Annotated in this window: 23 protein-coding genes and 1 tRNA gene; 19 read left to right on the forward strand and 5 right to left on the reverse strand. The window is 43.5% G+C overall.

What is annotated here, in order from left to right; translation table 11 throughout:
- Positions 1 to 9: 9 nt before the first annotated feature.
- Positions 10 to 4,011: a phosphoribosylformylglycinamidine synthase gene (gene purL, locus IE103_RS00260; RefSeq protein WP_189345022.1), complete on the forward strand. Its 4,002-nt coding sequence runs from the start codon at positions 10 to 12 to the stop codon at positions 4,009 to 4,011.
- Positions 4,012 to 4,213: 202 nt separating this feature from the next.
- On the opposite strand, the gene IE103_RS00265 is transcribed toward purL, so the two are convergent.
- On the reverse strand, positions 4,214 to 4,450 hold the full coding sequence (locus IE103_RS00265) for a hypothetical protein (protein WP_189344036.1): 237 nt from the start codon (positions 4,448 to 4,450) through the stop codon (positions 4,214 to 4,216).
- A gap of 175 nt (positions 4,451 to 4,625) precedes the next feature.
- Complete coding sequence (locus IE103_RS00270; RefSeq protein ID WP_229826979.1) at positions 4,626 to 6,404, reverse strand: GGDEF domain-containing protein; 1,779 nt, start codon at positions 6,402 to 6,404, stop codon at positions 4,626 to 4,628.
- A 476-nt stretch (positions 6,405 to 6,880) separates the two neighbouring features.
- Here IE103_RS00270 and IE103_RS00275 point away from each other — a divergent pair.
- The 5 genes from IE103_RS00275 (at position 6,881) to IE103_RS00295 (ending at position 10,291) form a co-directional block, all read left to right on the forward strand.
- Positions 6,881 to 6,971 (forward strand) — tRNA-Ser (locus IE103_RS00275).
- Positions 6,972 to 7,239: 268 nt separating this feature from the next.
- Positions 7,240 to 7,530 carry a hypothetical protein gene (locus tag IE103_RS00280; protein WP_186889660.1) on the forward strand — a complete coding sequence of 97 codons (291 nt, stop codon included), beginning with the start codon at positions 7,240 to 7,242 and terminating at the stop codon, positions 7,528 to 7,530.
- A gap of 262 nt (positions 7,531 to 7,792) precedes the next feature.
- Positions 7,793 to 8,380 carry a hypothetical protein gene (locus IE103_RS00285; RefSeq protein ID WP_189344038.1) on the forward strand — a complete coding sequence of 196 codons (588 nt, stop codon included), beginning with the start codon at positions 7,793 to 7,795 and terminating at the stop codon, positions 8,378 to 8,380.
- A 247-nt stretch (positions 8,381 to 8,627) separates the two neighbouring features.
- Positions 8,628 to 9,560, forward strand: a complete 933-nt coding sequence (locus IE103_RS00290) for an ATP-binding cassette domain-containing protein (protein WP_229826981.1) — start codon at positions 8,628 to 8,630, stop codon at positions 9,558 to 9,560.
- Complete coding sequence (locus IE103_RS00295; RefSeq protein WP_189344039.1) at positions 9,557 to 10,291, forward strand: ABC transporter permease; 735 nt, start codon at positions 9,557 to 9,559, stop codon at positions 10,289 to 10,291. Before IE103_RS00290 ends, IE103_RS00295 begins: the two co-directional genes overlap by 4 nt.
- Positions 10,292 to 10,367: 76 nt before the next feature.
- On the opposite strand, the gene IE103_RS00300 is transcribed toward IE103_RS00295, so the two are convergent.
- Positions 10,368 to 11,117, reverse strand: coding sequence for an SAM-dependent methyltransferase (locus tag IE103_RS00300; protein WP_189344040.1), 750 nt, complete (start codon positions 11,115 to 11,117; stop codon positions 10,368 to 10,370).
- 26 nt (positions 11,118 to 11,143) lie between these two features.
- On the reverse strand, positions 11,144 to 11,752 hold the full coding sequence (locus IE103_RS00305) for a Maf-like protein (protein ID WP_189345024.1): 609 nt from the start codon (positions 11,750 to 11,752) through the stop codon (positions 11,144 to 11,146).
- Positions 11,753 to 11,912: 160 nt separating this feature from the next.
- Between IE103_RS00305 and IE103_RS00310 the strand changes: the two genes are divergently transcribed.
- From IE103_RS00310 to IE103_RS00370, 13 genes are all read left to right on the forward strand, one after another.
- Positions 11,913 to 12,446: a YceD family protein gene (locus tag IE103_RS00310; RefSeq protein ID WP_189344041.1), complete on the forward strand. Its 534-nt coding sequence runs from the start codon at positions 11,913 to 11,915 to the stop codon at positions 12,444 to 12,446.
- Between the two features lie 148 nt (positions 12,447 to 12,594).
- The gene (rpmF, locus tag IE103_RS00315) at positions 12,595 to 12,777 is read left to right on the forward strand and encodes a 50S ribosomal protein L32 (protein ID WP_162018712.1); all 183 of its coding nucleotides are present in this window, start codon (positions 12,595 to 12,597) and stop codon (positions 12,775 to 12,777) included.
- A 354-nt stretch (positions 12,778 to 13,131) separates the two neighbouring features.
- The gene (gene plsX, locus IE103_RS00320; RefSeq protein ID WP_189344042.1) at positions 13,132 to 14,199 is read left to right on the forward strand and encodes a phosphate acyltransferase PlsX; all 1,068 of its coding nucleotides are present in this window, start codon (positions 13,132 to 13,134) and stop codon (positions 14,197 to 14,199) included.
- Between the two features lie 14 nt (positions 14,200 to 14,213).
- Positions 14,214 to 15,200 carry a beta-ketoacyl-ACP synthase III gene (locus IE103_RS00325; RefSeq protein ID WP_189344043.1) on the forward strand — a complete coding sequence of 329 codons (987 nt, stop codon included), beginning with the start codon at positions 14,214 to 14,216 and terminating at the stop codon, positions 15,198 to 15,200.
- A gap of 95 nt (positions 15,201 to 15,295) precedes the next feature.
- Positions 15,296 to 16,234, forward strand: a complete 939-nt coding sequence (fabD, locus tag IE103_RS00330; protein ID WP_189344044.1) for an ACP S-malonyltransferase — start codon at positions 15,296 to 15,298, stop codon at positions 16,232 to 16,234.
- A gap of 70 nt (positions 16,235 to 16,304) precedes the next feature.
- Positions 16,305 to 17,057, forward strand: a complete 753-nt coding sequence (gene fabG / locus IE103_RS00335) for a 3-oxoacyl-ACP reductase FabG (protein ID WP_189344045.1) — start codon at positions 16,305 to 16,307, stop codon at positions 17,055 to 17,057.
- Positions 17,058 to 17,188: 131 nt separating this feature from the next.
- Entirely contained in the window at positions 17,189 to 17,428 is a 240-nt protein-coding gene (gene acpP / locus IE103_RS00340) for an acyl carrier protein (protein ID WP_020653257.1), read from the forward strand.
- 37 nt (positions 17,429 to 17,465) lie between these two features.
- The gene (gene fabF, locus IE103_RS00345; protein ID WP_189344046.1) at positions 17,466 to 18,707 is read left to right on the forward strand and encodes a beta-ketoacyl-ACP synthase II; all 1,242 of its coding nucleotides are present in this window, start codon (positions 17,466 to 17,468) and stop codon (positions 18,705 to 18,707) included.
- An 85-nt stretch (positions 18,708 to 18,792) separates the two neighbouring features.
- Positions 18,793 to 19,290, forward strand: coding sequence for a protein YgfX (locus IE103_RS00350; RefSeq protein ID WP_268248932.1), 498 nt, complete (start codon positions 18,793 to 18,795; stop codon positions 19,288 to 19,290).
- A gap of 89 nt (positions 19,291 to 19,379) precedes the next feature.
- Entirely contained in the window at positions 19,380 to 19,982 is a 603-nt protein-coding gene (rpoE, locus tag IE103_RS00355; RefSeq protein ID WP_189344048.1) for an RNA polymerase sigma factor RpoE, read from the forward strand.
- 70 nt (positions 19,983 to 20,052) lie between these two features.
- Positions 20,053 to 20,700 carry a sigma-E factor negative regulatory protein gene (locus IE103_RS00360; protein ID WP_189344049.1) on the forward strand — a complete coding sequence of 216 codons (648 nt, stop codon included), beginning with the start codon at positions 20,053 to 20,055 and terminating at the stop codon, positions 20,698 to 20,700.
- Entirely contained in the window at positions 20,669 to 21,706 is a 1,038-nt protein-coding gene (locus IE103_RS00365; protein ID WP_229826983.1) for a MucB/RseB C-terminal domain-containing protein, read from the forward strand. Before IE103_RS00360 ends, IE103_RS00365 begins: the two co-directional genes overlap by 32 nt.
- A gap of 30 nt (positions 21,707 to 21,736) precedes the next feature.
- Entirely contained in the window at positions 21,737 to 23,284 is a 1,548-nt protein-coding gene (locus tag IE103_RS00370; protein WP_189344050.1) for a DegQ family serine endoprotease, read from the forward strand.
- Between the two features lie 66 nt (positions 23,285 to 23,350).
- On the opposite strand, the gene IE103_RS00375 is transcribed toward IE103_RS00370, so the two are convergent.
- On the reverse strand, positions 23,351 to 23,782 hold the full coding sequence (locus tag IE103_RS00375) for a DUF1841 family protein (RefSeq protein WP_189344051.1): 432 nt from the start codon (positions 23,780 to 23,782) through the stop codon (positions 23,351 to 23,353).
- Positions 23,783 to 23,786 lie beyond the last annotated feature (4 nt).

A 23,786-nucleotide genomic window follows, 5' to 3' on the forward strand; every position in this document is an offset into this window, starting at 1 on the left:
ATTCACGCCATGTTGATATTGCCAGGCTCTAACGCCCTGTCTGCCTTCCGTACTAAAAATTTATTATCTCGTCTGCAAGCTGTTGATGCCAATATTGTTGGTGTGACGGCGCGTTACGCGCACTTTGTCGATGCATCCTCAGCATTGAGCGAAGTCGAGGTGAATCGTTTGAAAGCGCTATTGGTTTATGGCGATGCTTTTAACGGTAGCGAAGATGGTGACAGTTTTGTCGTGATCCCACGTTTCGGTACGATTTCACCGTGGGCTTCCAAAGCGACTGACATTACGCACAACTGTGGCATGCAACAAATTAAACGCCTTGAGCGCGGCGTACAGTATTTTGTACAAGTTAAGTCGGGTTTGTTAGGTGGCGCGAAAAAATTAGCGACAGAATCTAAGCAAGCCGTGATCGCCTTGTTACACGATCGCATGACTGAGATGGTACTGGAAGACTTAAATGCTGCGAGCGGTCTCTTCACCGAATTAGAAGCCAAGCCTCTCGAATATGTCGACGTTTTGGCAGGCGGAAAAGCCGCATTGGTCGAAGCGAATAGCGCGCTCGGTTTAGCGCTGTCGGATGATGAAGTGGATTATTTAGTCGACGCTTTTACCACGGCAAAACGTAATCCGACCGATGTCGAATTGATGATGTTTGCACAAGCGAATAGTGAACATTGTCGCCATAAGATTTTCAATGCGGATTGGACGATCGATGGCGAGAAAAAAGATATGTCCTTGTTTGGCATGATCAAGAATACGCATCTGCTACAGCCTAAGGGAACCATCGTTGCATACAGCGACAATTCCTCGATTATGGAAGGCGCGACGGTCACGCGTTTTTATCCAAATGGCGCGGCGAAAGGTAATGAATATCAAGCCTCGACCGAGTTGACCCACACGCTGATGAAGGTCGAGACGCACAATCACCCGACAGCTATTTCTCCGTTTCCTGGCGCATCAACTGGTGCTGGTGGTGAAATTCGTGATGAAGGTGCGACTGGGCGTGGCGCCAAGCCTAAGGCTGGTTTGACAGGCTTTACAGTGTCGAATTTGAACCTGCCAGGAAATGTACAGGCGTGGGAAAACGCTAGCGATGTTTTGAGTAATAACACGACGACGCAGCAATACGGCAAACCTGATCGCATTGCCTCTCCTTTGCAAATTATGATCGAAGGCCCAATTGGTGGTGCAGCGTTCAGTAATGAATTCGGGCGTCCGGTATTGGGCGGCTATTTCCGTACTTACGAACAAAATGTGGGTGGCACAGTGCATGGCTACCACAAGCCGATTATGATTGCTGGCGGTATCGGTAACATCAATGACAAACACACCAAGAAATTTGATTTGCCTGTTGGCAGTTTATTGATTCAACTTGGTGGTCCGGGCATGCGGATTGGTATGGGCGGTAGTGCAGCGTCTTCGATGGCGACCGGTACTAATACGGCTGATTTGGATTTTGATTCAGTACAACGTGGTAACCCAGAGATGGAGCGTCGCGCGCAAGAAGTGATTAACTCTTGCTGGCAATTGGGTGACGATAATCCTATTTTGTCGATTCACGACGTCGGTGCAGGTGGTTTATCTAATGCTTTCCCAGAAATCACGAATGATGCCAAGCGAGGCGCGATTTTTGATCTGCGTAAAGTGCCACTCGAAGAAAGCGGTATGGCACCAAAAGAGATTTGGAGTAATGAATCGCAAGAACGTTATGTTTTGGCGATTGCGCCAGAAAGTCTGCCTTTGTTCCAGTATTTCTGTGAACGTGAACGCTGCTTATTCGCGGTAGTCGGTACGGCAACGGAAGAACGTCAGCTCAAAGTTATCGATCCATTGAACGATAACTCGCCAGTTGATATGCCAATGAATGTATTGCTCGGAAAACCTCCGAAAATGCATCGTGATGTTACCCACGTAAAGCGCGATTTTCCTGCGATTGATTTGACGGGAATGGATTTGAAAGTGGCTGGCGAACGCGTTCTGAGTTTGCCTACCGTTGGTGATAAATCTTTCTTGGTGACGATTGGTGATCGCTCTGTTGGTGCGATGTCTGTGCGAGATCAAATGGTCGGTCCATGGCAAGTCCCTGTCGCTGATTGCGCAGTGACGGCGATGAGTTTAGAAGGACATTTGGGTGAAGCAATGTCAATGGGCGAACGTACGCCGTTGGCAGTGATTGATGCTGCGGCTTCTGGTCGTATGGCGGTCGGTGAAGCTATTACGAATATCGCAGCGGCACCGATTTCTAGTATAGAAAATATCAAACTCTCCGCGAACTGGATGGCAGCTTGTGGCCAACCAGGTCAAGATGCGGCATTGTTTGATACGGTAAAAGCAATCGGTATGGAACTGTGTCCTGCTTTGGGAATTAGTATTCCAGTCGGCAAAGATTCTTTGTCTATGCGTACCACATGGAAGGATGAGGACAGCGATAAATCCGTGACTTCTCCAGTGTCTCTGATTATTTCAGCTTTTGCACCCGTGTACGATATTCGCAAATGTTTGACACCACAAATTAAATTAGATGCTGGCGATACCAGTTTGATTTTGATCGACTTAGGGCGTGGTAAGAATCGCTTGGGCGCCTCCGCATTCGCACAAGTCATGCAAAAACTCGGTGATCAAACGCCAGATGTTGATAGTGCGGACGATTTAAAAGCCTTCTTCGCAGCGATTCAGCAATTGAATCAAGGCGGAAAAATTTTGGCTTATCACGATCGTTCTGATGGCGGTTTGTATGGCACTTTGTGCGAAATGGCATTTGCTGGACGTAGTGGTTTGGCGATCAACCTCGATATGTTGACGATGGAAAGTGAGCATGCTGCGGATCATGGTGATGCCAAAAATTGGGCAGGTCAGGTTGCTGAACGTCGCAATGAACTGACTTTGCGTGCCTTGTTCAATGAAGAATTGGGTGCGGTGATTCAAGTCCGTACTGAACAGCGCAGTGCGGTGATGGATGTGCTACGTGCACATAATCTTGGTGCCTGCAGTCATGAAATCGGTAAGCCAAATAGTAGCGGTGTGATTTCCTTCATGCGTGACGCGAAAGAAATTTACAAAGAATCTCGTAGTGCCTTGCATCAAATTTGGAGTAAAACGAGTTGGCAAATCGCTCGCATGCGTGACAACCCAGCTTGTGCCGACGCTGAGTACGCACGTCTTGCGGATGAATCTGATCCAGGCATGCAGCCAATTATCACTTTTGATGCACAAGCTGATGTAGTTGCACCATTCATCGCAACGGGTGTTCGGCCTAAAGTCGCGATCTTGCGCGAGCAAGGTGTGAACTCGCATATTGAGACTGCGTATGTGATGCATAAGGCAGGCTTTACTGCAGTTGATGTACACATGAGTGATTTGATTGCTGGTCGCGCGAAATTAGCTGATTTCAAAGGGTTGATTGCGGTAGGCGGTTTCTCTTATGGTGACGTATTAGGTGCAGGCGAGGGCTGGGCTAAGACGATTTTGTTTAATGCCATGATGTCTGAGCAATTCTCAGAATTTTTCCACCGTGAAGATACGTTTGGTATGGGTATCTGTAACGGCTGTCAAATGATGAGTAATTTGAAATCCATCATCCCAGGTGCGACTGCTTGGCCAAAATTCACCAAGAATAAGTCCGAGCAATTCGAAGGTCGATTCTCTATGGTAGAAATTTTGGAATCGAAATCGATTTTCTTCCAAGGTATGGCCGGCACGCAAACGCCAATCGCCGTGGCACATGGCGAAGGTTTCGCTGATTTTTCTACTACCGGTGATATTAATGCGGTACAGGCAGCGATGCGCTTTGTTGATCATCATGGCCAAGCGACAGAAGCCTATCCATATAATCCAAATGGTTCGCCTCTTGGATTGACTTCAGTTACCAATGAAGATGGTCGTTTTACTGTGATGATGCCGCATGCAGAACGCGTATTCCGCAGTGTATTACATTCTTGGGCACCCGAATCTTGGGGCGAAGATTCACCTTGGATGCGTATGTTTAGAAATGCGCGAGTGTGGGTGGGGTAATCGTTAGGAAAGTCTACTGACAACAAAAACGCAGAGTTGGCTGAAAAGCACTCTGCGTTTTTTTATGTCTTCTGTTTTATTGCAATGCGTTGAGTTGCATTCTTAGCTTAGGTGTAACTGCATTGAGGTTTAACTTCAGCTTGATTGCAGATTAATTGCAGCTTAGTTACAGCTTAATTACAACGTAAATGCTGAGCAATCCTTATTTTCTACCAAGTGGATCTGTCGGTGTCGTTGCTCTCGGCATGTTAATCAAATCATCAGAAGACACTGTTTTCACATCAGATGGTGATCGCGCATTTTTCTTTTGTGGGATAGTGCTGCCAACACGATATTCACGCTCTACTGCGACTTTCGGTGTATTCGGATCGTCAACTTCGATACTTGCACATCCAACTAAGCTTGATAAGGCGAGCAAGCTAAATAAAATTTTTGTCATATTTTTCCTAGTCTTAAATGAGAGATGAGGCTACCAAATTGTGCGCTGACTTCGATGTGCGAGATCGGCGTAAAGCGATGAAACTGAAATAGCTTATTAGCTTTGCTAAGACTATTGATTTACTTGTATGCTGTCAATAAGTTTAGGTAATTTGGAAAAAAGAGACAATTGTTGGTTACACAGAGGTAGTGACTTCTTTTCTGCGGTCGATAAACAAGCTATTTCCAAGCAAGCGTTTTGCTTGTTTTTTTGCTTCAGTCGCTGCGATCGCGATTTGATGATGCGAGCCATACTGCTCAACACGCGCACTGATGACGCCAAGAGATAAACTAATGAGCGGATAAAAGACTTTTTTGCCTTGACGATCTTCGCTGATATAGCCGCCTCTCTCTCTATCTTCGTTGCTGTAGAAGTCGGTAATTTCCGACTCGAAGGTATTCAAAATATCTCTGCACCTTTGTTCCCAGTTGTCGCTTTGAAAAATAATGATGAAGTCATCACCACCAATGTGCCCAATAAAATCTTTGTCGCTCGCACAGTGCTGAACGATGATTTTACTCGTCATTTGTATGACTTCATCTCCGCGTTGGTAACCATATACATCATTAAAAGGTTTGAAGTGATCTAGATCGCAGTAGCATGCTTGAAAAGGAATTTTTTGTTGAAGCAATTGATCGATGTGTTGATTGATTGGTACGTTTCCCGGAAGTTGCGTTAGGGGATTGGCATAGCGAGCAGCGTCTATTTGCATCTTAGTGATTTCTCGCATCAAATCCGGCCCAGTCGCCAATCCGATGTAGTTACCATTGTCGACGACGATGATGCCGTTAATGAGGTGCTCAGGATCTGCTTCCACAATCATGTGACTGACTTGCTGTAAATTGGTGTTTTGTTCGACCGTCAGTGGATTACTATCCATGAAGACTTTGCACGATTTTTTTCCATAAAGTTCGCGCTGAAATGGTCTTGAAAAACGATCAATCATATTGTTCCGATTAATGATGCCGACAGGAATATGGTTGTCAACAACAGGAATGATCTTTAGTTTTGGATCAGCTAAGAACAGATTCTCAACCTCATTGTTTAAGGTTGATGAGCTGATAGTTGGCGGTGTTTTTAGCAGATGTTTGATGGTGACTGCATTTTGGTGTTGATCAAGGTAAGCTGCTGGCATCTTGCTTCTTTTAAGAGAAATCGTTTTGGCTACTTCAGCAGAAATCGATTTTGCTGGACTAGGGTGTGGTTTTGCGATGTGATAACCCTGACCACAGGCAACGCCCAACTCAAGTAAAGTAAGTAATTCTGCTTGTGTCTCAATCCCTTCTGCCACTACTTTAGAACCCGACTTTTCTGCGATGCTTTGTATCGACTTTACAAATTGACGTTTTACCGAGTCTTTGTCTATTCCTTGAATAAAGTGCATGTCGATTTTGACGAACTCTGGATGCAACTCGGACCATAAGCGTAGGCTTGAGAATCCTTCGCCGAGATCATCAATCGCAATCTCAAATCCCATTTTTCTATAGTGCAAAACTGCTTCGTATAGAAGTGCGTAGTCATGGGTTGGCTGATATTCGGTGAGTTCGATGATGACTCGCTGTGGGTTAATCCCGATTTCGTGGATGTAATCTAGGGTTTCCCCATGACGGGCATCTCGTTGTAATAGGCACTCAGGGCTGACATTTAAAAAAAGTTTGCCAGGTAAATTTAGTGCTTTGAATTGTTCGAGCACAATTCTGCGACATAAATGTTCTACCGTCACACTTAAATTGTGCTCGGCAGCGGCTTGAAATAAGTTGATCGGTGAATGCAATGTGCTGTCTGAGGGACCTCGAATAAGTCCTTCATATCCGAGAATTTGTCCGTCATCCATTTGTATGATCGGTTGAAAACGAGCGCTCAGCTGGCGTTCTCGAATGATGCGAAGCAACTGTTGCAAAACTGAATTTTGCATGTGAACTGTTTCTGGAATAGGTAGGGCTATTACCTCGTGGTAACGATTGCTGTCAGAAAGTATGCTTAATTCCTGTTCCATAAATAGCTAGGGCGCCGATTGAAGATTGCCGAGTCAAATTTAACTATCGGTTCACTTAGCTTAGTTTAAGAATATGACCGGGATATTTCAGGTTAGTGAATAGATCGTATTTTTTAAGAAAAAATGGTTATTTCTGCCAAATCCGATTATGCGATTAATGAATCTAAGGAAGCTGGACTTAGCGTGGATATTATTGCTGTTTTGAAATAAAACTCTATTTCTCATAGGGATGATGTTTTGGCTTGAAATTATTCTTTATAGCCTTATATATCCTAAGCATCTAATGAAATCCCTAATAAATTCAGGGCTTGTCAGAGGGAAATTGCTAAAAAAACAGGCTACCAAACAGTTTTGAACTTTGCTACAATCGCAAGCTTGACTGTATTTTGCAGTATGGAAAGATGGCAGAGTGGTCGAATGCACCGGACTCGAAATCCGGCATACGTTTATGACGTATCCAGGGTTCAAATCCCTGTCTTTCCGCCAAAATACTATTAGATAACTATTTGGCAAAGATCAAAAGTAGTCTGAGATGGTCGAGCTAGAATGAGTTTGTGCTAGGTGATTAGTTTGTTCATTGACGTCGCATGCCCTTTGAGCATTTTTTAACTATTTGTCGGCATAAGTTTGTTCTGTTGTAAGGTGCATACCTTTAAACAAGAGGTATGTAAAATTATAAATAATAACCAAACCGATTTGGTCTTGGTACATACAGAGATTGTTTGATCTGTATTTTGTGAAGAGTGAGAAAAAAATGGCAAACCTTTTAGATCTGAAGTCAGATGATTTTGACTATAACCCAAATAATCTGTTGGACACCTTGATTAAGCAGTTGCATTTGAAAAATGATGCAGCTTTGTCTAGAGCCTTAGAAGTTGCTCCACCAGTAATCAGTAAAATTCGTCACCATCACTTACCAGTTGGTGCTTCCTTGTTGATTCGTATGCACGAAATCAGTGATTTGAGTATTAAAGATTTGCGCGCCCTGATGGGTGATCGTCGGGAAAAGTTCCGTATTGGCGATCAGGTAATACGCGTCGACTAATTCGATTGCGCTGTCGCCAACACAGGGTTAAATTAAGTCTGATTTAACCCTGTTTTCATTTCTGCGTCTATTTAAAGCTATATTGATTATCGTAAGCTTCTCTTTCTCTTTCTCTCTCAATGTATGTTAATTCATACATTCAAGGTCTTTAAAATCTCCATAACGATCTTTGCTGATTTGCATTGTTTTTCTCGTGCTGTGTATGTGTTAGCATGAGGAAACATTTTGAAGTTAATAGTGTAAATTCTCGAGCGAGGTGATTATGTCTGTTCAAGTTACGGGTGCTTCACGATTGAGTCAAGAACATCGCATGCGTTTATATCCGACCAAGATTATTAATGTTATTGGCGGACCTGGCTGTGATAAATCCCTATTTTCGTCTGCGATTATTTTAAATTTAAATCTTCGAAATAAGTCAGTGGAGCAGATTCCTGATTACGCCAAAGCCTTAGTTTGGCAGAAAAATTTTGATGCGCTTAAAAATCAATATCAACTCGCTCAGCGACAATTCGAGATGCTCGATCTACTCGATGGGCAAGTCCAGTACTTGGTCACCGAGTGCGCATTGATGCAAGTGCTTTATTACAATCAGTCTTATACCGAGAATATTTGCGACGTTACTAAAACACACCATCAAATCCTGAATTGGTATAACCGCCACGACAATATTAATATTTTGGTCGAGCGTGGTGACAAAAAGTATGTGCAAACAGGTCGCTTTCAAAATGAAGAGCAAGCGCGCAAAATCGATGAAGAACTGCGACAGATGCTCGAAGTGGAGCAGATTCCATTCATATCGATGCCGCCCGATATCGCTGTGATTAATAATTTCGCTAGAGGACTTGCTTAAGGCTCACTTGCAGCGCCATCGTCGCAAGTAGAATTTTTATCAAATTCGTTGTTAGAGCTACTCAAGTTTCAAGCTTCGTCTTTGCTTGATTTACTTTATTTTATCGCTGAAATTGCAGGGCTAATCCTGTCTTTCTTAAGTTTCGTCGCTTCTCGCCAAAGCTCAACTTGATGAAATTACTATTTGTCTAAATCATTGAAGTGACATGCTTTGATGAGTTAGATGGAGTAGTTTTTATGAGGTGACTATGGTGCAAAACTCAGCGATGCAGGAACTAGCAATAGAAATGATCGGCGTGCGTAAGCGATTCGCGACGCATGAAGTGCTTAAATGTTTGAATCTTTCTGTGCCAAACAAAAGTATCTTTGCCTTTCTTGGGAATAATGGTGAAGGTAAATCCACAGCGATTCGGTTAATGGTTGGATTGTTGCGACCAGATAGCGGTGATATCCGTATTTTGGGACGCAATATTCAAACCGATAGGCAAGCGATCTTACGTGAAGTCGGATGTTTGGTTGATGCGCCGAGTTCTTATCCCAATTTGACTGCAATCGAGTTTTTGAAGATTGCTTGTTTGATCAAGTCCTTAGCTTTGCAAGAAATTGACCGTGTACTCGAGTTGGTTAACTTGCATACGGATCCTAAACGCTTAATTCGTCATTTTTCTCTTGGTATGAAGCAGCGTTTGGCCTTAGCGCATGCTTTATTGGGGCGTCCAAGTCTTCTTATTCTTGATGAGCCAACCAATGGCCTTGATCCAGCAGGTATTCAAGAAATTCGTCAGTTAATTCAACGCTTACCTGAACAAGCCGATTGCACCATTTTTGTGTCCAGTCATCAACTTGATGAGGTAGAAAAAATGGCGACACACCTTGCTTTGCTCAAGGATGGTACTGTCCAATTTCAATGTCACTTAGATGAAGTTCATGCTGCACAAGTTGGCGTGTTGGAGTTGCATATTGATGATGCAGTGCAAGTCGCGCAAGTGCTTGCCGCGCACGGATTTCGAGCGCAAGTATTGAGTGCAACTCAGCTTGTGGTTAGTGAGGTGCCACAAGAACAAGCGCACAGAGTGAACGCATGCGTTGTTCAAGCCAATTTACGTTTGCACGCTGCGAATTTTCAAAAGCCTTCTTTAGAAAAATGGTTTCATCAACAAACGCAAGCGAGGACTATATGATTATTCGATTGATTCGCGTTGAATTGTTGAAGGTGAAGCGTTCTTTAGCGCTACTAATGATGCTGGCTTGTCCGTTGATGGTTGCATTGCTTTGTTTTGGTTTGCAATTAAAAACCTATAAAACGGGTTTAATTCGATGGGATATGTATTGGGCTGGTAGTACCGCAATTTGGGGATATTTTATGTTTCCTCTTTATTTGGCCTTAATTACCGGTTTATTGAACGGCAATGAACATCGAAATTCGACTTGGCGATTGATGTTGACTTTGCCGATTCAATCACGCCAATTGTTTTTGGCGAAATTCGTTCTGGCGGCAGTCTTTATGCTTGGTGCAAATCTAGCTTTGTTGTTTATGACCTCATGCGCAATTTATGTATTTGGACTATTGGGGTTTTCAATTTCGCAGGCATTTAAATTTGATTTTGTGCGCTTTATGTTGTTTGCTAACTTGAGTGCTTTACCAATTTTGGTATTCCAGCATTGGATCAGTTGGCGCGTACAAAATATCGTCGCTCCATTGGCGGTCGGTGTGATTGGGACGATGGGGATTGTGCAGATTGGTCAATCGGAAAATTGGATTTACTATCCGTGGAGTTATGTGATGACGGCGTTAAATGCGTCATCTGCTGATGTTCGTCATCAGGCAATTATTCTCGCGAGTACATTGGCAGCATGCGCACTTGGCATATTGACGTTTTGGATAGGGCGACGTGGTGTCGAGTTTGAGTAAAATTTTCTGAAGTTGTTTGGATAAGATCATGATGCTTTCATTGATCTTATCCATGTTACTGGTAACCTCTTAGTATTTAAGCCAAGAAAAGAAATACAGTTGGTTTTTTGTGAAAGTCTGGTAGCTGATTTGCTTGCAACTGTTTTTTCCAAGTGCCAGCTGTTTTCGTTTGTATCGATTCTGTCGGTAAGCTTAAATCAGTCGCTACGCAGATAAGTGATTGATGGTTGCAATGATTAGCGAGCGCCTCAAGCATTTGCGTATTTCGATAGGGTGTTTCGATCAGTAATTGGGTTTGTTTTTCTTTTCTTGATCGATCTTCCAGCTCCTTAATACGTTTTGCTCTGGCGGTGGCATCTGTCGGTAAATAGCCATTAAACGCAAAACTTTGGCCGTTCAATCCACTTCCCATGATCGCGAGCAAAAGTGATGATGGGCCAACGAGAGGGCAAACCTTGATATTCCGTTGATGAGCTAGTTGAACTAAATTGGCGCCAGGGTCAGCTACCGCTGGTACGCCAGCTTCAGAAATTAATCCAACGTCGTGTCCGTCGAGTAGTGGTGTTAACAGCTTTTGTATTTCTGTGTTGGGTGTGTTGACATTGAGTTCGCTGATTTGCAACTCTTGAATTGGTCTAGAGAGTGGATGGTATTGATTGAGGATTTTCAGATAGGCGCGTGTGCTTTTCGCATTTTCGGCGATAAAGTACTGCAAATGTGCACTCATCTTTTGTACGGTTTCTGGGATGATGTGTGCTAAAACATTTTCTTGATCGTTATCGATTTGTCCCAGTTTGTTTGGAATTAAATAGAGTGTGCCAGTCATAGGTATCCTTGTTGTCCTGATCGTTCTTAATGCGCAGAATTAAAAAAAGTCACGTTGAGATTTCTTAGCATGCTAGTCAGTGCAATTAAAGGTAATCCAGTTAAGGCAGTAGGATCATCACTTTGTACTGATTGAAGTAATGCTATTCCTAGTCCTTCATTTTTTGCGCTGCCAGCGCAGTCGTATGGTTTTTCGATGTGTAAATAGGCGTCCAGTTCGGTATCACTGAGATCTCTAACTTGCACGAGTGTCTGGCAATTGGCAATTTGGATTTGATGACTTGTTCGATTGTCTAGCACGCACAGCGCAGTATGAAAAATAACGGTTTTGCCACGCATGGTTTTTAATTGCGCCAGCGCTGTATCGTGATTTCCTGGTTTGCCAATTTGGGCGCCGTTTAGCGTTGCGACCTGATCGGAGCCAATAATGATCGCGTTAGGGTTTGTTAATCCAACAGCCTCTGCTTTTTCCTGCGCCAGCCTAATAGCTGTTTCCTCTGGTTGTTCATTTGGATTTGGGGTTTCATCAATCTCAGGGCTAATTGAAATGAATGGCAGTTGCAGGCGGCTTAAAAGTTCTTTTCGGTAGGCAGAACTTGATGCGAGAATAATTTGTGGCGTGTTTGAGTTTGACATTTGATTTGATGTATTTTTTATTAATTTTATGGCGGAAATTTTCGGTTTCTCAAAAAAACGCATAAAATTTCACAGTTCTAATCGCCTCAAACGAGCTAAGGCTTTGACTATTAAGGTGTAATCCTGTTATTATCGCAGGTTTTCTGGGTCTAGAAATCCTATGCAAGCATTTGTTATTGACTCTTTTACGTTTTGTCAGCATCGAGAACAGCGTGAAGGTAGTACAAAAATTGCCGATTTCCCACGATTGTCTGTGGAATGTGCAAACAAAGATGGCGTATTAAATTGGTCATTGCAAGGTGGTTTGAATCATCTAGGTTTTCCGCAACTAAGCTTAGTTGTTGATGGGCATTTTCAATTAATGTGTCAGCGTTGCTTAACACCGTTTGAATTTGCAGTAGACTCACAATCAGAATTAATTCTCGCCAAAAACGATGATCATGCGGACGAAATTGAAAGCATGCTTGAAGATGACGAGGTTGATGTAGTAGTAGGCAGCAAGACATTCAATGTCATGGAATTGATAGAGGATGAGGCGTTGCTGGCAATACCCCAATCGCCCAAACATGCAGTATGCCCTGATGTAATTGGTTCATTCAATCAATCAGAGGCAGCGAACAATGTAGATGCGGTAGATGCAGCGAGCACAAGTGGTAAAGTGTCTCCATTCGCTGTACTGAAAAAGTTGCAATGAAAAGTAAGTGGGCGTACCTAGTGGCATTATTCTGAAAAAACACTCAGGTCGAAGTATTGTTAGGGATTCTTGAAAGGCAAACGAAGTTTGCTTGTCGATTCAAGTGTGTTAAATTTTAGAAACATTTTTTGAAGTATTAGGAGTTATCATGGCCGTTCAGCAAAATAAAAAATCACCATCTAAGCGTGGTATGCACCGTTCACACGATTTCTTGACTGCACCACAGTTAGGTATCGAGCCAACAACAGGTGAAACACACCTGCGTCACCACATCAGCCCAAATGGCTTTTACCGTGGTCGTAAAGTATTGAAAACTAAGAACGACGAGTAATTTGTTCTTAGCGATAAAGCGGCGTTGCGAGTCTTGTACTTGACGCCGCTTTTTTTTATTCTGTAATTTGCGCAGAATGGCAGCTACAAAGTGAACTTAATAAAGCGAACTTAATAAAGCGAACTTAATAAAGCGAACTTAATAAAGCGAACTTAATAAAGCGAACTTAATAAGTGAGCTCAATGACGCTAGCGCCTGTTTTGCATAAGTTCTAACTCTAAAAAATGTTCAAAAGCGAATATTGTTTTTGTTCATTGCCTCTTTCATTTTTCGCTGCTCGATCTAAAACGGATGATTCTTTGCGTCATTCTTGATAAGATAGATCTCTTGGAGTGAAAAAATAGTAACAAATACATGACAATAAAAATTTCAATTGATTGTATGGGCGGTGATTTTGGTCCATCAGTCACTGTAGCGGCAGCAGTTTCATTTGCGAATCGCGAGCCTGATGTTGAATTTGTTTTGGTGGGGCAGGAAACTGTCTTGCAAGCAGAATTAAAAAAACTAGGCGCGATAAACCATCCGCGATTATCTATCGTGCACGCGAGCGAAATGGTTGAGATGGACGATCCCATCGAAATTGCCTTGCGCAGAAAAAAAGATTCCTCAATGCGAGTAGCGTTGAATCAGGTCAAGGAGGGCGCTGCACAAGCTTGCGTTTCCGCTGGTAACACTGGTGCGTTGATGGCGGTTTCTCGCTACGTCTTGAAGACTATGCCGGGCGTCGATCGCCCCGCAATTTGCAGCATCCTGCCAAATCAGAAAAAACAACCAACTTACATGCTGGACCTGGGCGCCAATGTGGATTGCGAAGCGGTGCATTTGCATCAATTTGCGATCATGGGTTCTGCGCTTGTTGCGGCGCTGGAAAATAAGCCGCGTCCAACAGTGGGTCTGTTGAACGTTGGTGAAGAAGATATCAAAGGTAATGACGTCGTAAAGCGCACCGCACAGTTGTTGCGGGCAGATCATGAGCGCGGCTTGCTGAACTTTTATGGCAATGTCGAAGGCAATGATATCTTCAAAGGAACCACCGACATAGTTGTTTGTGATGGTTTTGTTGGGAATGTCACTTTGAAGGCGGTTGAAGGTTTAGGCAGGTTCGTCAAAACAACAATGACGGATGCGTTCAAAAGTGGTTTGTTAAATATGCTGGGCGCATTGATTGCGCGTGGTGCGTTGAAACAGATTTCTACAACAATGAATCCGTCGAATTATAACGGCGGCAGTTTATTGGGCTTGCGTGGCGTTGTTATCAAAAGTCATGGCAGCGCAGATAAATATAGTTATGAATGGGCGATACAGCGCGCATTCGATGCAGTAAAAAATGATGTGCTTGCGCGCATCACCACCTCCTTGGCGGAATTGATGCCAGTGCCCGAAGAGGCAAGTACAGCGAGTTCCGGTACGACTGAACAATAAATAGATAAAGACGCATGACTTTCTACAGCAAAATTATAGGCACAGGAAGCTACCTGCCACCAAGAAAAGTAACAAATCATGAGCTGGCAGAGCAATTGGCAGCCAAAGGTATCGAAACCTCAGATGAATGGATAGTCTCGCGCAGTGGCATTTCTGCACGTCATTATGCTGAGTCTAATGTCACGTCAAGTGATATGGCGGTTGAGGCGGCGAAATGTGCATTAGACGCGGCAAATTTGCAGGCGAACGATATTGACTTGATTATCTTGGCGACTTCAACGCCAGATTTTTTCGGTGGTTTTCCGAGTACAGCTTGTATTGTGCAAAATAAATTAGGCATCACAAATGGTGCTGCTGCAGTCGATGTACAGGCAGTTTGTAGCGGATTTATTTATGCTATGTCGATGGCCGACAGCATGATTAAATCGGGCTCTCACAAAAACGCCTTGATCATTGGCGCGGAAGTATTCTCCCGGATTTTAAATTTTGAAGATCGCACAACCTGCGTGTTGTTTGGTGATGGTGCCGGTGCGATTGTCATGTCGCGATCTGAAGAGCCTGGTGTTCTCGCGACTAAATTGCACGCGGATGGTAGTCATTCTCACATTTTGTGTGTTCCTGGAAATGTGAATGCAGGTGCGATTGCAGGTAGTGCGTTCCTGTATATGGATGGTCAGGCAGTTTTCAAATTGGCGGTGAATGTGCTTGAAAAAGTAGCCAACGAGGCACTGGAATTGGCGGGTATGCAAGCGGATCAAATTGATTGGCTGATTCCGCATCAAGCTAATATCCGAATCATGCAAAGCACCGCCAAGAAGTTGAATTTACCGATGGATAAAGTTGTTGTCACGGTAGATCAACATGGCAATACTTCTGCCGCTTCGATTCCACTTGCATTGGACGCTGCGGTGCGCGATGGACGTGTTAAGAAGGATCAAGTCGTGATGTTGGAAGGCGTTGGTGGCGGATTTACTTGGGGCGCGGCTCTAGTAAAAATGTAATTGTGAAGTGGGTGTGGAATTGGTTGGCCTTATTAAATATAAATGGTAAAGCCAGCTTGGAACTATCTTAAAACTAACAAAAAGACAAAATTATTATGGCGCAATTTGCATTTGTATTTCCTGGTCAGGGTTCGCAAGCGATCGGTATGTTGAATGGTTTCGCGAATAATCCTGTAGTTCAAGCAACTATTGCAGAGGCATCTGATGTTCTGCAAATGGATTTGGGAAAATTGATTTCTGAAGGTCCAAAGGAAGATTTGGATTTGACGACCAACACGCAACCCGTGATGCTTACGGCAGCGGTTGCGACTTACCGTGCGTGGATTGCAGCTGGTGGGAAAGTACCTTCTATCGTTGCTGGACATAGTTTAGGTGAGTACTCAGCATTGGTTGCAGCGGGTGTCATTGCTTTTAAAGACGCAGTACCGCTAGTGCGATTTCGTGCGCAAGCAATGCAAAGTGCTGTACCAGTGGGGCAGGGCGGTATGGCAGCAATTTTGGGTTTAAGTGATACAGACGTTGCGGCAGCCTGTTCGGAAGCGGCAGCTGCCACCTCTGAAGTGGTTGAAGCGGTGAACTTTAATGCACCAGCGCAGGTTGTGATTGCAGGATCAAAGGCAGCAGTTGAGCGTGCTTGTGAATTGGCGAAAGCGAAAGGCGCTAAGCGTGCTTTGCCTTTGCCAGTGTCAGCGCCATTTCATTCTTCGTTATTGAAGCCAGCATCAGATCAGTTGCGTGATTACTTGGCGAATATTCCATTCTCAGCGCCATCGATTGCTTTAATTAATAATGTGGACGTTGCGATTGTTACTGATCCAGCATTAATCAAAGATGCTTTGGTAAGACAGGCGGCAAGTCCAGTGCGTTGGGTCGAAACAGTCAATGCAATCGCTGCCAGTGGCATTACGCAATTAGTTGAATGTGGTCCTGGTAAGGTATTGGCAGGTTTAACTAAGCGTATTCACCCTGATTTGGTTGGTGAAGCTATCTACGATCAAGAAACTTTGGATAAGCTGATGCAAGCAATGGCATAAGCATCATTCTTGAGATGGTCTTGGATAGTAAAAAGTAAGTAAGCATAAATTAAAAGAATAGCGAGGAAATATGACGCAACAATTAGCAAATCAAGTTGCATTGGTAACTGGTGCTTCACGTGGTATTGGTAAAGCGATTGCAATCGCATTGGCAAAAGCTGGTGCAAAGGTGATTGGAACAGCAACCTCTGAATCTGGCGCACAAGCCATCACTACTTATTTGCAGGAGATTGGTGCGGAAGGTAGTCGTGGAGTTGCGTTTAACGTCAATGACGTCGATCGCTGTGCATCTTTGGTCGATGAGATTCAGAAGGAATTCGGCTCGTTGTCAATCCTAGTGAACAATGCCGGCATCACGCAAGATCAATTGGCAATGCGCATGAAAGAAGATGATTGGGATAATGTGATCTCAACGAATTTAAATTCTGTCGCCCGTTTATCGCGCGCTGTTTTGCGCGGAATGATGAAGGCGAAGCACGGCCGCATTATCAATATTACTTCTGTGGTTGGATCGTCAGGTAATCCTGGTCAAATGAATTATGCAGCGGCGAAAGCTGGTGTTGCTGGCATGAGTCGTGCGCTTGCACTTGAAATTGGTAGTCGAAATATTACGGTAAATTGCATTGCACCAGGATTTATCGATACTGATATGACTAAGGCATTGACCGACGATCAAAAGAATGCAATTTTGACGCAAATCCCGATGGGTAAGTTGGGGCAGCCAGAAGATATCGCAGCTGCAACTGTCTTTTTAGCATCGCCAGACGCTGGATATATCACTGGAACCACTTTGCACGTCAACGGTGGCATGTATTTGTGTTAATTTTCTTGTTGTAAAATGAGCGAATTTCGCGGAAATTGAGCGGAGTTAATGTTGGAGCATCTAAAAATGCTCTTTTTGCGCGCAAACCTGCTAAAATGCGCGCACTTTCTGTAACCACTAATGGAGACCACATGTCTGATATCGAACAACGCGTTAAAAAAATCGTCGCTGAACAATTAGGCGTCGCTGAAGCTGACATCAAAATCGAATCTTCTTTTGTAGATGATTTGGGCGCAGACTCACTTGACACAGTTGAGTTGGTGATGGCTTTGGAAGACGAGTTCGAAATGGAAATCCCTGACGAACAAGCAGAAAAAATCACGACAGTAAAACAAGCTATTGACTACGCAACTGCGCACGTCAAAGCCTAATTCTTTCGGATTGCTTTTTTAATTCCAGGAGAGACGCTTGAGCCTCACAAGTAAACGTCGAGTTGTAATTACTGGCCTTGGTTGTGTGTCTCCTGTTGGCAATAATATTGCCGACACATGGGCAGCCATCCTAGCTGGTAAATCTGGTATCGCAGCTATTACCAAGTTTGATGCTACACCTTTCACTACCCACTTTGCTGGAGAAGTGAAGGGATTTAATATCGAAGACTATATTCCAGCCAAAGAAGCACGCAACATGGATACTTTTATCCATTTCGGTATTGCGGCTGGTGTGCAAGCTTTTCAGGATAGTGGTATCACTGTAACTGAAGAAAATGCTGATCGTATAGGTGTGATCGTTGGTTCTGGTATCGGTGGTTTGCCATTGATCGAGGAAACCAAGGAAGTGTTAATGGCACGTGGACCGCGTCGCATTACACCATTTTTTGTTCCAGCTTCCATCATTAATATGATTTCCGGTAATTTGTCGATCAAATATGGATTGAAAGGTCCAAATTTAGCGATTGTTACTGCGTGTACGACAGGTTTGCATTGCATTGGTAATGCTGCTCGAATGATTGAATATGGTGATGCAGATGTCATGATTGCAGGCGGAGCGGAATCGACGATTTCTCCATTGGGCTTGGGTGGATTCGCTTCTGCTCGTGCGCTGTCTTCTCGCAATGATGATCCTGCGACAGCCTCACGTCCTTGGGATAAAGACCGTGACGGTTTTGTCTTGGGTGAAGGTGCTGGTGTGATGGTTCTGGAAGAGTATGAACATGCTAAAGCACGTGGCGCTAAAATCTATGCTGAGGTAATGGGGTTTGGTATGAGTGGCGATGCTTATCATATTACGACTCCGACTGTTGATGGTCCGCGTCGTAGTATGTTGAATGCATTGAAAAATGCAGGCTTGAATACGGAGCAAATTAGCTATCTTAATGCGCACGGTACTTCTACACCTTTGGGTGATAAGAATGAGACTGATGCGATTAAAGCTGCATTTGGTGACCATGCTTATAAGATGACGATTAATTCGACTAAGTCGATGACTGGTCACTTATTAGGTGGTGCTGGTGGTTTAGAGTCAGTATTGTCGGTTTTGGCTGTGCATCATCAAGTTTCGCCACCAACTATCAATATTATTAATCAAGATCCAGAATGCGATCTCGATTATTGTGCTAACACCGCGCGTCAAATGAATATTCAATATGCGATGAAGAATTCATTTGGATTTGGTGGTACAAATGGTACTTTGATTTTTGGTAAGGTTTAATTGGCAGAAATCTTAGTGCGAAGCTAGATAGTATTAAAAAAACACCACATAATGTATGTGGTGTTTTTTTTTATTTAAATTGGTGATGCGTCTTGCAATTTCTGTGTTGGTAAAACCCTCGCTTGTGCTAAGGTGCGCAGTTTATCTGCTGTCGTTTATTAGTTTTGCTTGTGTGTCTTATTCTGTGTACGTTCATAAAGCGTATCTAGGAAATTTTCAAGCTATTATCGTGGTTGTCATCGCCTTGGTAATGCTGTTATTTTTTAAGTGTTGGTCTGACAAGATTCACTCATATCGTATTGAGATGGATGCTGAGGGTGCAATCTTATTGCGCGTAGTTGATCAAGATTTAATCGTGATAAAAACAACCCAAGCGTATATCAACCGATTCGTGATTTTGTCGGCTTATTTGATTGTGCTGAATGTACGATGTGAGTCTGGAAAAGATCGAAACTTGCTCATATTGTTTGATTCTGTTGCAAAAGATGATTTTCGACGTCTCAAGGTTGCTGTCAATTATTGGGCAACTCGTTGCGCAGATGAGCTAGATCAAGTAAAAGATTTGTCTGAAGGGAACTTTTAATGCATCGATGTATCTAAATTCTTAGTAAGACCTTCTACTAACCATCTAACTAAAAATAAATAAGAATTCTGCAAAATGGGAATGTTTGTGTGACAAGCGAACGCGATATAGATCAATTATTGGTTGAACGTGTTCAGCGAGGAGATAAAAAGGCATTCGAGCTCTTGGTTTCTAAATATCAAAGGAAACTTTATCGGCTCGTGTCTCGTCTCGTCCATGATCATGCAGAGGCGGAAGATGTGGTGCAAGAGGCGTTTATTAAGGCTTATCGCGCATTAGCGAATTTTCGTGGCGATTCAGCGTTTTATACTTGGTTATATCGAATAGGCATTAATACCGCTAAAAATTATTTGGTAACACAAGGAAGACGAGCTCCGACTTCAACTGATGCAGATGTTTCAGAAGCGGAAGTGTTTCATGATGCAGATGGTCTGAGGGATATCAATACGCCAGAATCTTTGATGGCGAGTAAGCAAATCGCCGCAACTGTGAATGCCGTTATGATGTCATTGCCTGAAGAATTGAGAAATGCAATTACACTGCGAGAAATTGAGGGCTTAAGTTATGACGAAATTGCGGAAGTTATGTTGTGCCCGATAGGAACAGTGCGTAGTCGAATTTTTCGCGCACGCGAAGCGATTGCCGAGAAGCTTAGACCCTTAATTGGCACATCGATAGATCAACGGTGGTAGTACGTAAATGTGCGCAAAAAATAAATTTGGTATTTGAAGTTATAAAAAAATGAAGTTGAACCGGGAAGAAATGATGAACAAGAGCAATCATGACGAACTTATTTCTAGCGTGCTAGATGGAGAAACGTCCGATACTCAATTGGATCTGCTATTGGCTCGAATGAAGGGCAATGAAGGTCTTGAAGTGAGGGAGCATTGGGAGCGTTATCATGAGATTGGTGATGTATTACGCTCAGATGATTTGGCGATTTCTTTTAGCACCGATTTTTCTAAGAAGATGTCGGCATTGTTGGAGGCAGAGCCTACCATTGTCGCGCCACAAATTAATTCCACTGAGACCCAGAAACTTCAAGTTCAAAAAACAAAATATTGGGCACTCACCAGTGTAGCTGCGACGGTGATGCTAGGTTTTTTGATGGCGCCGCAAATTATTCCTTTATTGCGTTCATCTTCTACTGCTGATATGACTATTGCGAAGCAAGAAGCAACTGATCCATTTGCTGGTGCGGGCGTGAAAATGGCAGCAAATTCGAATCTTGGCCAAACGTCGAAAGATATGGAATTTGCGCCTAAGCTAGAAAATCAAGTTGAGATGTTGCGGGATCCGCGATTGGATAGTTATTTGCTAGCACATCAAAAAGTATCTCCGAGCTTAGATAATGGCGCTCGCTATATTCAACGTGCGAATGTTGTTTCGTCTTCTGATTCTGAAAAATAATCGTATGTGGTTTCGGCATATTCTCTTATTTGCTTGCTGTAGTTTGCTGACTTTAGTTAGCTCGGTTTCTTTTGCTAGTGCTAGCGAAGAACGCGATCTAATGAAAATGCTGCAATCGGTGCAGCTCGCCGCCAAAAAGACCAGCTATTCAGGGACCTTTGTCTATCAACAGGGAAATCAAATACGGACCTCTAAAATTACTCATGGGTTTGATGGTGATACGGAAGTTGAAAAACTCGAAATTTTAGATGCAAAACCCAGAGAATATATTCGGCGCGATGGAGAAGTTGCTTGTTATCTGCCAGAGAGCAAAGTGATTCAAATTGAAAAGAATTTGAGTCAAGAAGAGTTTCCCGCTCTGCTAAACCAAAATGTTCAGTCTTTGCCCGATTCTTATTCGATCAAAAAAGCGCAAATGAGTCGTGTTGCTGGTTTGGAGTGTCAAGTCGTTAATTTCCAACCAAAAGATAGTTTGCGCTATGGTTTCCGTTTGTGCGTCGAAAAGAACACCGGTCTCTTGTTAGGATTGCAGACTCTCAATACGCGCAGTGAGGTGATTGAGCAAATCGCTTTTACTCAAATAGCACTGGGTGAAGTTGATAAAGCGAAGCTTAAACCAAGCTTTGCCAATGTATCGCAATGGAAGATAGAGAATATGACGGTGCAGGCGAACGTCAATTCTGGTTGGATTGTTAAAAATTTGCCTAGCGGCTTTAAAAAGACTCTTGAAACCAAGCGATTCATTCCTATTTCAGGCAATGTGTCTGGCACAGATGCAAATCAAACAAAATCTCACCAAGTTGTTCAGATGATGTTTTCGGATGGCTTGTCGACAATATCGGTTTTCGTTGAACCCAATACAGGTAGTCGTACAGAAGGTAGTTTGCAACAGGGAGCAATGACGATTATGGGGAAGCGTCTTGGTGATAATTGGTTGACTGTGGTTGGGGAAGTGCCAAATGCGGCAATTAAACAAGTGATTAATTCAATTCAATTTAAAAAATAGACCAACACAATCCAGATTTATGGTGACAATATGAAAAAAGTGAAATCTTTTCCTGTTGAAAAACACATTTCTATTTTAATTTCCTCAATCCTCATTAGTGCATCAGTTTTTACTGTTGCCACCTTTTTAAATTCCAACAATCAAGTCAACGCACATGCTGCGGCTGCGCCACAATCGCCAGCAGCGGCACAAAATCAGCCAACCGCAGCGCCGCCTCTGTTGGTAACGGGTTTACCTGATTTTACCCAATTGGTAGAGCGTACTAGTCCAGCCGTTGTGAATATTCGCACCACGCAAAAAATTACTCAAATTCAGGGTTCTCCTTATGGCGATGAAGACCAAGCGCAGGAATTGCTTCGCCGCTTCTTCGGGTTTCCGGTACCTCAGCAAGCACCTAGAAATAGACGACAAGCCCCTGTACAACAAGAACAAGAAGTTCCGCGTGGCGTCGGCTCAGGATTTATTGTCAGTCAAGATGGCTATATTTTGACAAATACTCACGTGGTTGAAGACGCGTCAGAAGTCTATGTAAAGTTGACCGATAAGCGTGAATTTAAGGCTAAGGTAATCGGAAGTGATCGTCGCACCGACGTAGCCGTGTTGAAGATCGAGGGCAGTAAATTGCCAAAGTTAGCAATAGGTGATTCTGACAAAATTAAAGCTGGTGAATGGGTAATTGCGATCGGTTCTCCGTTTAATTTGGATAACACCGTGACTTCGGGAATTATTTCATCGAAAGCACGTGATACGGGTGACTATTTGCCCTTAATTCAAACCGATGTCGCAGTTAATCCAGGTAATTCCGGTGGCCCATTGATCAATATGCGTGGTGAGGTGGTTGGCATTAATTCTCAAATCTATAGCCGTTCTGGCGGTTATATGGGGATCTCGTTTGCGATCCCTATCGATGAAGCAATGCGAGTAGTTGAACAGTTAAAAACTTCTGGTGTTGTTTCTCGTGGGCGTATGGGCGTTGAAGTTGGTGATTTGAGCAAAGAGGTTGCCGAAAGCTTGGGATTAGGCAAGGCGCAAGGAGCTTTGATTGTCAAGGTTGAGCCAAATGGCCCGGCAGATCGCGCTGGCATTCAAGAGGGTGACGTCATTCTTAAATTTAATGGCACAGCGCTTGAGAAACGGAGCGACTTACCACGTATCGTGGGGGCGACTAAACCCGGCTCTAAGGTAATGGTATCGGTGTGGCGTAAAGGGGCTGCGAAGGATATTAGCTTAGTAGTTGGAGAAGCCGAAGCGGACAAGCCTGTTCAGAAGGCTGAGAAAAAGTCCAAAAAAGAAAAGCTGGATAATCACTTAGGAATTGGTGTCACCGATCTGAGTGATGCGCAGAAGCGCAATATGCCAAATGGTAACGGTGTAGTTATTGACAGCGTTGAAGGTTTAGCTGGTGGTAGTGGTTTGCGTCCAGGAGATGTGATTTTAATGATGAATAATATTGACATTAAGGATGCGAAACAATTTGATGCTTTGGCGAGTAAGTTAGATCCGAAGAAAGCAGTAGTCTTGTTGGTGCGTCGTGGCGAGATTTCTCAGTTCTTAGTCATTCGACCTTTAGCGCAGTAATCTATTTTAGTAAACGAAAAAAGCCGCATAGAAAATTCTATGCGGCTTTTTGTTTAAGAATTTAAATTATTGTTTTGCTTTGCGCATTAAGGCAGATAAGTAGGCCTCACCATCGGGCGGTGTGCCGTTGCGTTGCGAATTCCAAATCATTTCACCCAAGCAGTCCATCATTTCATGGTGGGCTTCGTGAATGGAATTTTTTTTGTGCGCTAGCGCTTCATAGGCGACTCTGACGCCATTTGGTTGATTAATTGTGACTTGCTCCGCGATCGTCAAGTGCATGGATAAATGAAGAAAAGGATTGGTCTTTCCCGAATCCACGCTGTAATTTCTTTGAAGCGCAACTTCGACATCACGAAAATCTTCAGCGTACTCTGGATGTTGTGAAATCCAGTCGGCCGCAATCGTTTCCAGTGGCGTTAATATCTCTTTTGCATGGTATTTGCGGTAGGTTTCGCAGAAAAAACGGCGAACATCGTCTTGACTTGGATTGAACATGTTT

It is taken from the genome of Affinundibacterium macrobrachii, assembly GCF_014652415.1.
GTDB lineage: Bacteria > Pseudomonadota > Gammaproteobacteria > Burkholderiales > Burkholderiaceae_D > Undibacterium > Undibacterium macrobrachii.

Excerpts from the sequence above, each read along its gene's own strand:
- IE103_RS00365 (WP_229826983.1), top strand. The coding sequence starts at position 20,669 with ATGTTGTTTCGTCTTCTGATTCTGAAAAATAATCGTATGTGGTTTCGG.
- IE103_RS00375 (WP_189344051.1), bottom strand. The coding sequence starts at position 23,782 with ATGTTCAATCCAAGTCAAGACGATGTTCGCCGTTTTTTCTGCGAAACC.
- IE103_RS00290 (WP_229826981.1), top strand. The coding sequence starts at position 8,628 with ATGGTGCAAAACTCAGCGATGCAGGAACTAGCAATAGAAATGATCGGC.
- IE103_RS00350 (WP_268248932.1), top strand. The coding sequence starts at position 18,793 with ATGCGTCTTGCAATTTCTGTGTTGGTAAAACCCTCGCTTGTGCTAAGG.
- fabG (WP_189344045.1), top strand. The coding sequence starts at position 16,305 with ATGACGCAACAATTAGCAAATCAAGTTGCATTGGTAACTGGTGCTTCA.
- plsX (WP_189344042.1), top strand. The coding sequence starts at position 13,132 with ATGACAATAAAAATTTCAATTGATTGTATGGGCGGTGATTTTGGTCCA.
- IE103_RS00265 (WP_189344036.1), bottom strand. The coding sequence starts at position 4,450 with ATGACAAAAATTTTATTTAGCTTGCTCGCCTTATCAAGCTTAGTTGGA.
- IE103_RS00285 (WP_189344038.1), top strand. The coding sequence starts at position 7,793 with ATGTCTGTTCAAGTTACGGGTGCTTCACGATTGAGTCAAGAACATCGC.
- rpmF (WP_162018712.1), top strand. The coding sequence starts at position 12,595 with ATGGCCGTTCAGCAAAATAAAAAATCACCATCTAAGCGTGGTATGCAC.
- IE103_RS00295 (WP_189344039.1), top strand. The coding sequence starts at position 9,557 with ATGATTATTCGATTGATTCGCGTTGAATTGTTGAAGGTGAAGCGTTCT.
- IE103_RS00270 (WP_229826979.1), bottom strand. The coding sequence starts at position 6,404 with ATGCAAAATTCAGTTTTGCAACAGTTGCTTCGCATCATTCGAGAACGC.
- IE103_RS00310 (WP_189344041.1), top strand. The coding sequence starts at position 11,913 with ATGCAAGCATTTGTTATTGACTCTTTTACGTTTTGTCAGCATCGAGAA.
- IE103_RS00325 (WP_189344043.1), top strand. The coding sequence starts at position 14,214 with ATGACTTTCTACAGCAAAATTATAGGCACAGGAAGCTACCTGCCACCA.
- IE103_RS00370 (WP_189344050.1), top strand. The coding sequence starts at position 21,737 with ATGAAAAAAGTGAAATCTTTTCCTGTTGAAAAACACATTTCTATTTTA.
- fabD (WP_189344044.1), top strand. The coding sequence starts at position 15,296 with ATGGCGCAATTTGCATTTGTATTTCCTGGTCAGGGTTCGCAAGCGATC.
- IE103_RS00360 (WP_189344049.1), top strand. The coding sequence starts at position 20,053 with ATGATGAACAAGAGCAATCATGACGAACTTATTTCTAGCGTGCTAGAT.
- IE103_RS00305 (WP_189345024.1), bottom strand. The coding sequence starts at position 11,752 with ATGTCAAACTCAAACACGCCACAAATTATTCTCGCATCAAGTTCTGCC.
- IE103_RS00300 (WP_189344040.1), bottom strand. The coding sequence starts at position 11,117 with ATGACTGGCACACTCTATTTAATTCCAAACAAACTGGGACAAATCGAT.
- acpP (WP_020653257.1), top strand. The coding sequence starts at position 17,189 with ATGTCTGATATCGAACAACGCGTTAAAAAAATCGTCGCTGAACAATTA.
- purL (WP_189345022.1), top strand. The coding sequence starts at position 10 with ATGTTGATATTGCCAGGCTCTAACGCCCTGTCTGCCTTCCGTACTAAA.
- IE103_RS00280 (WP_186889660.1), top strand. The coding sequence starts at position 7,240 with ATGGCAAACCTTTTAGATCTGAAGTCAGATGATTTTGACTATAACCCA.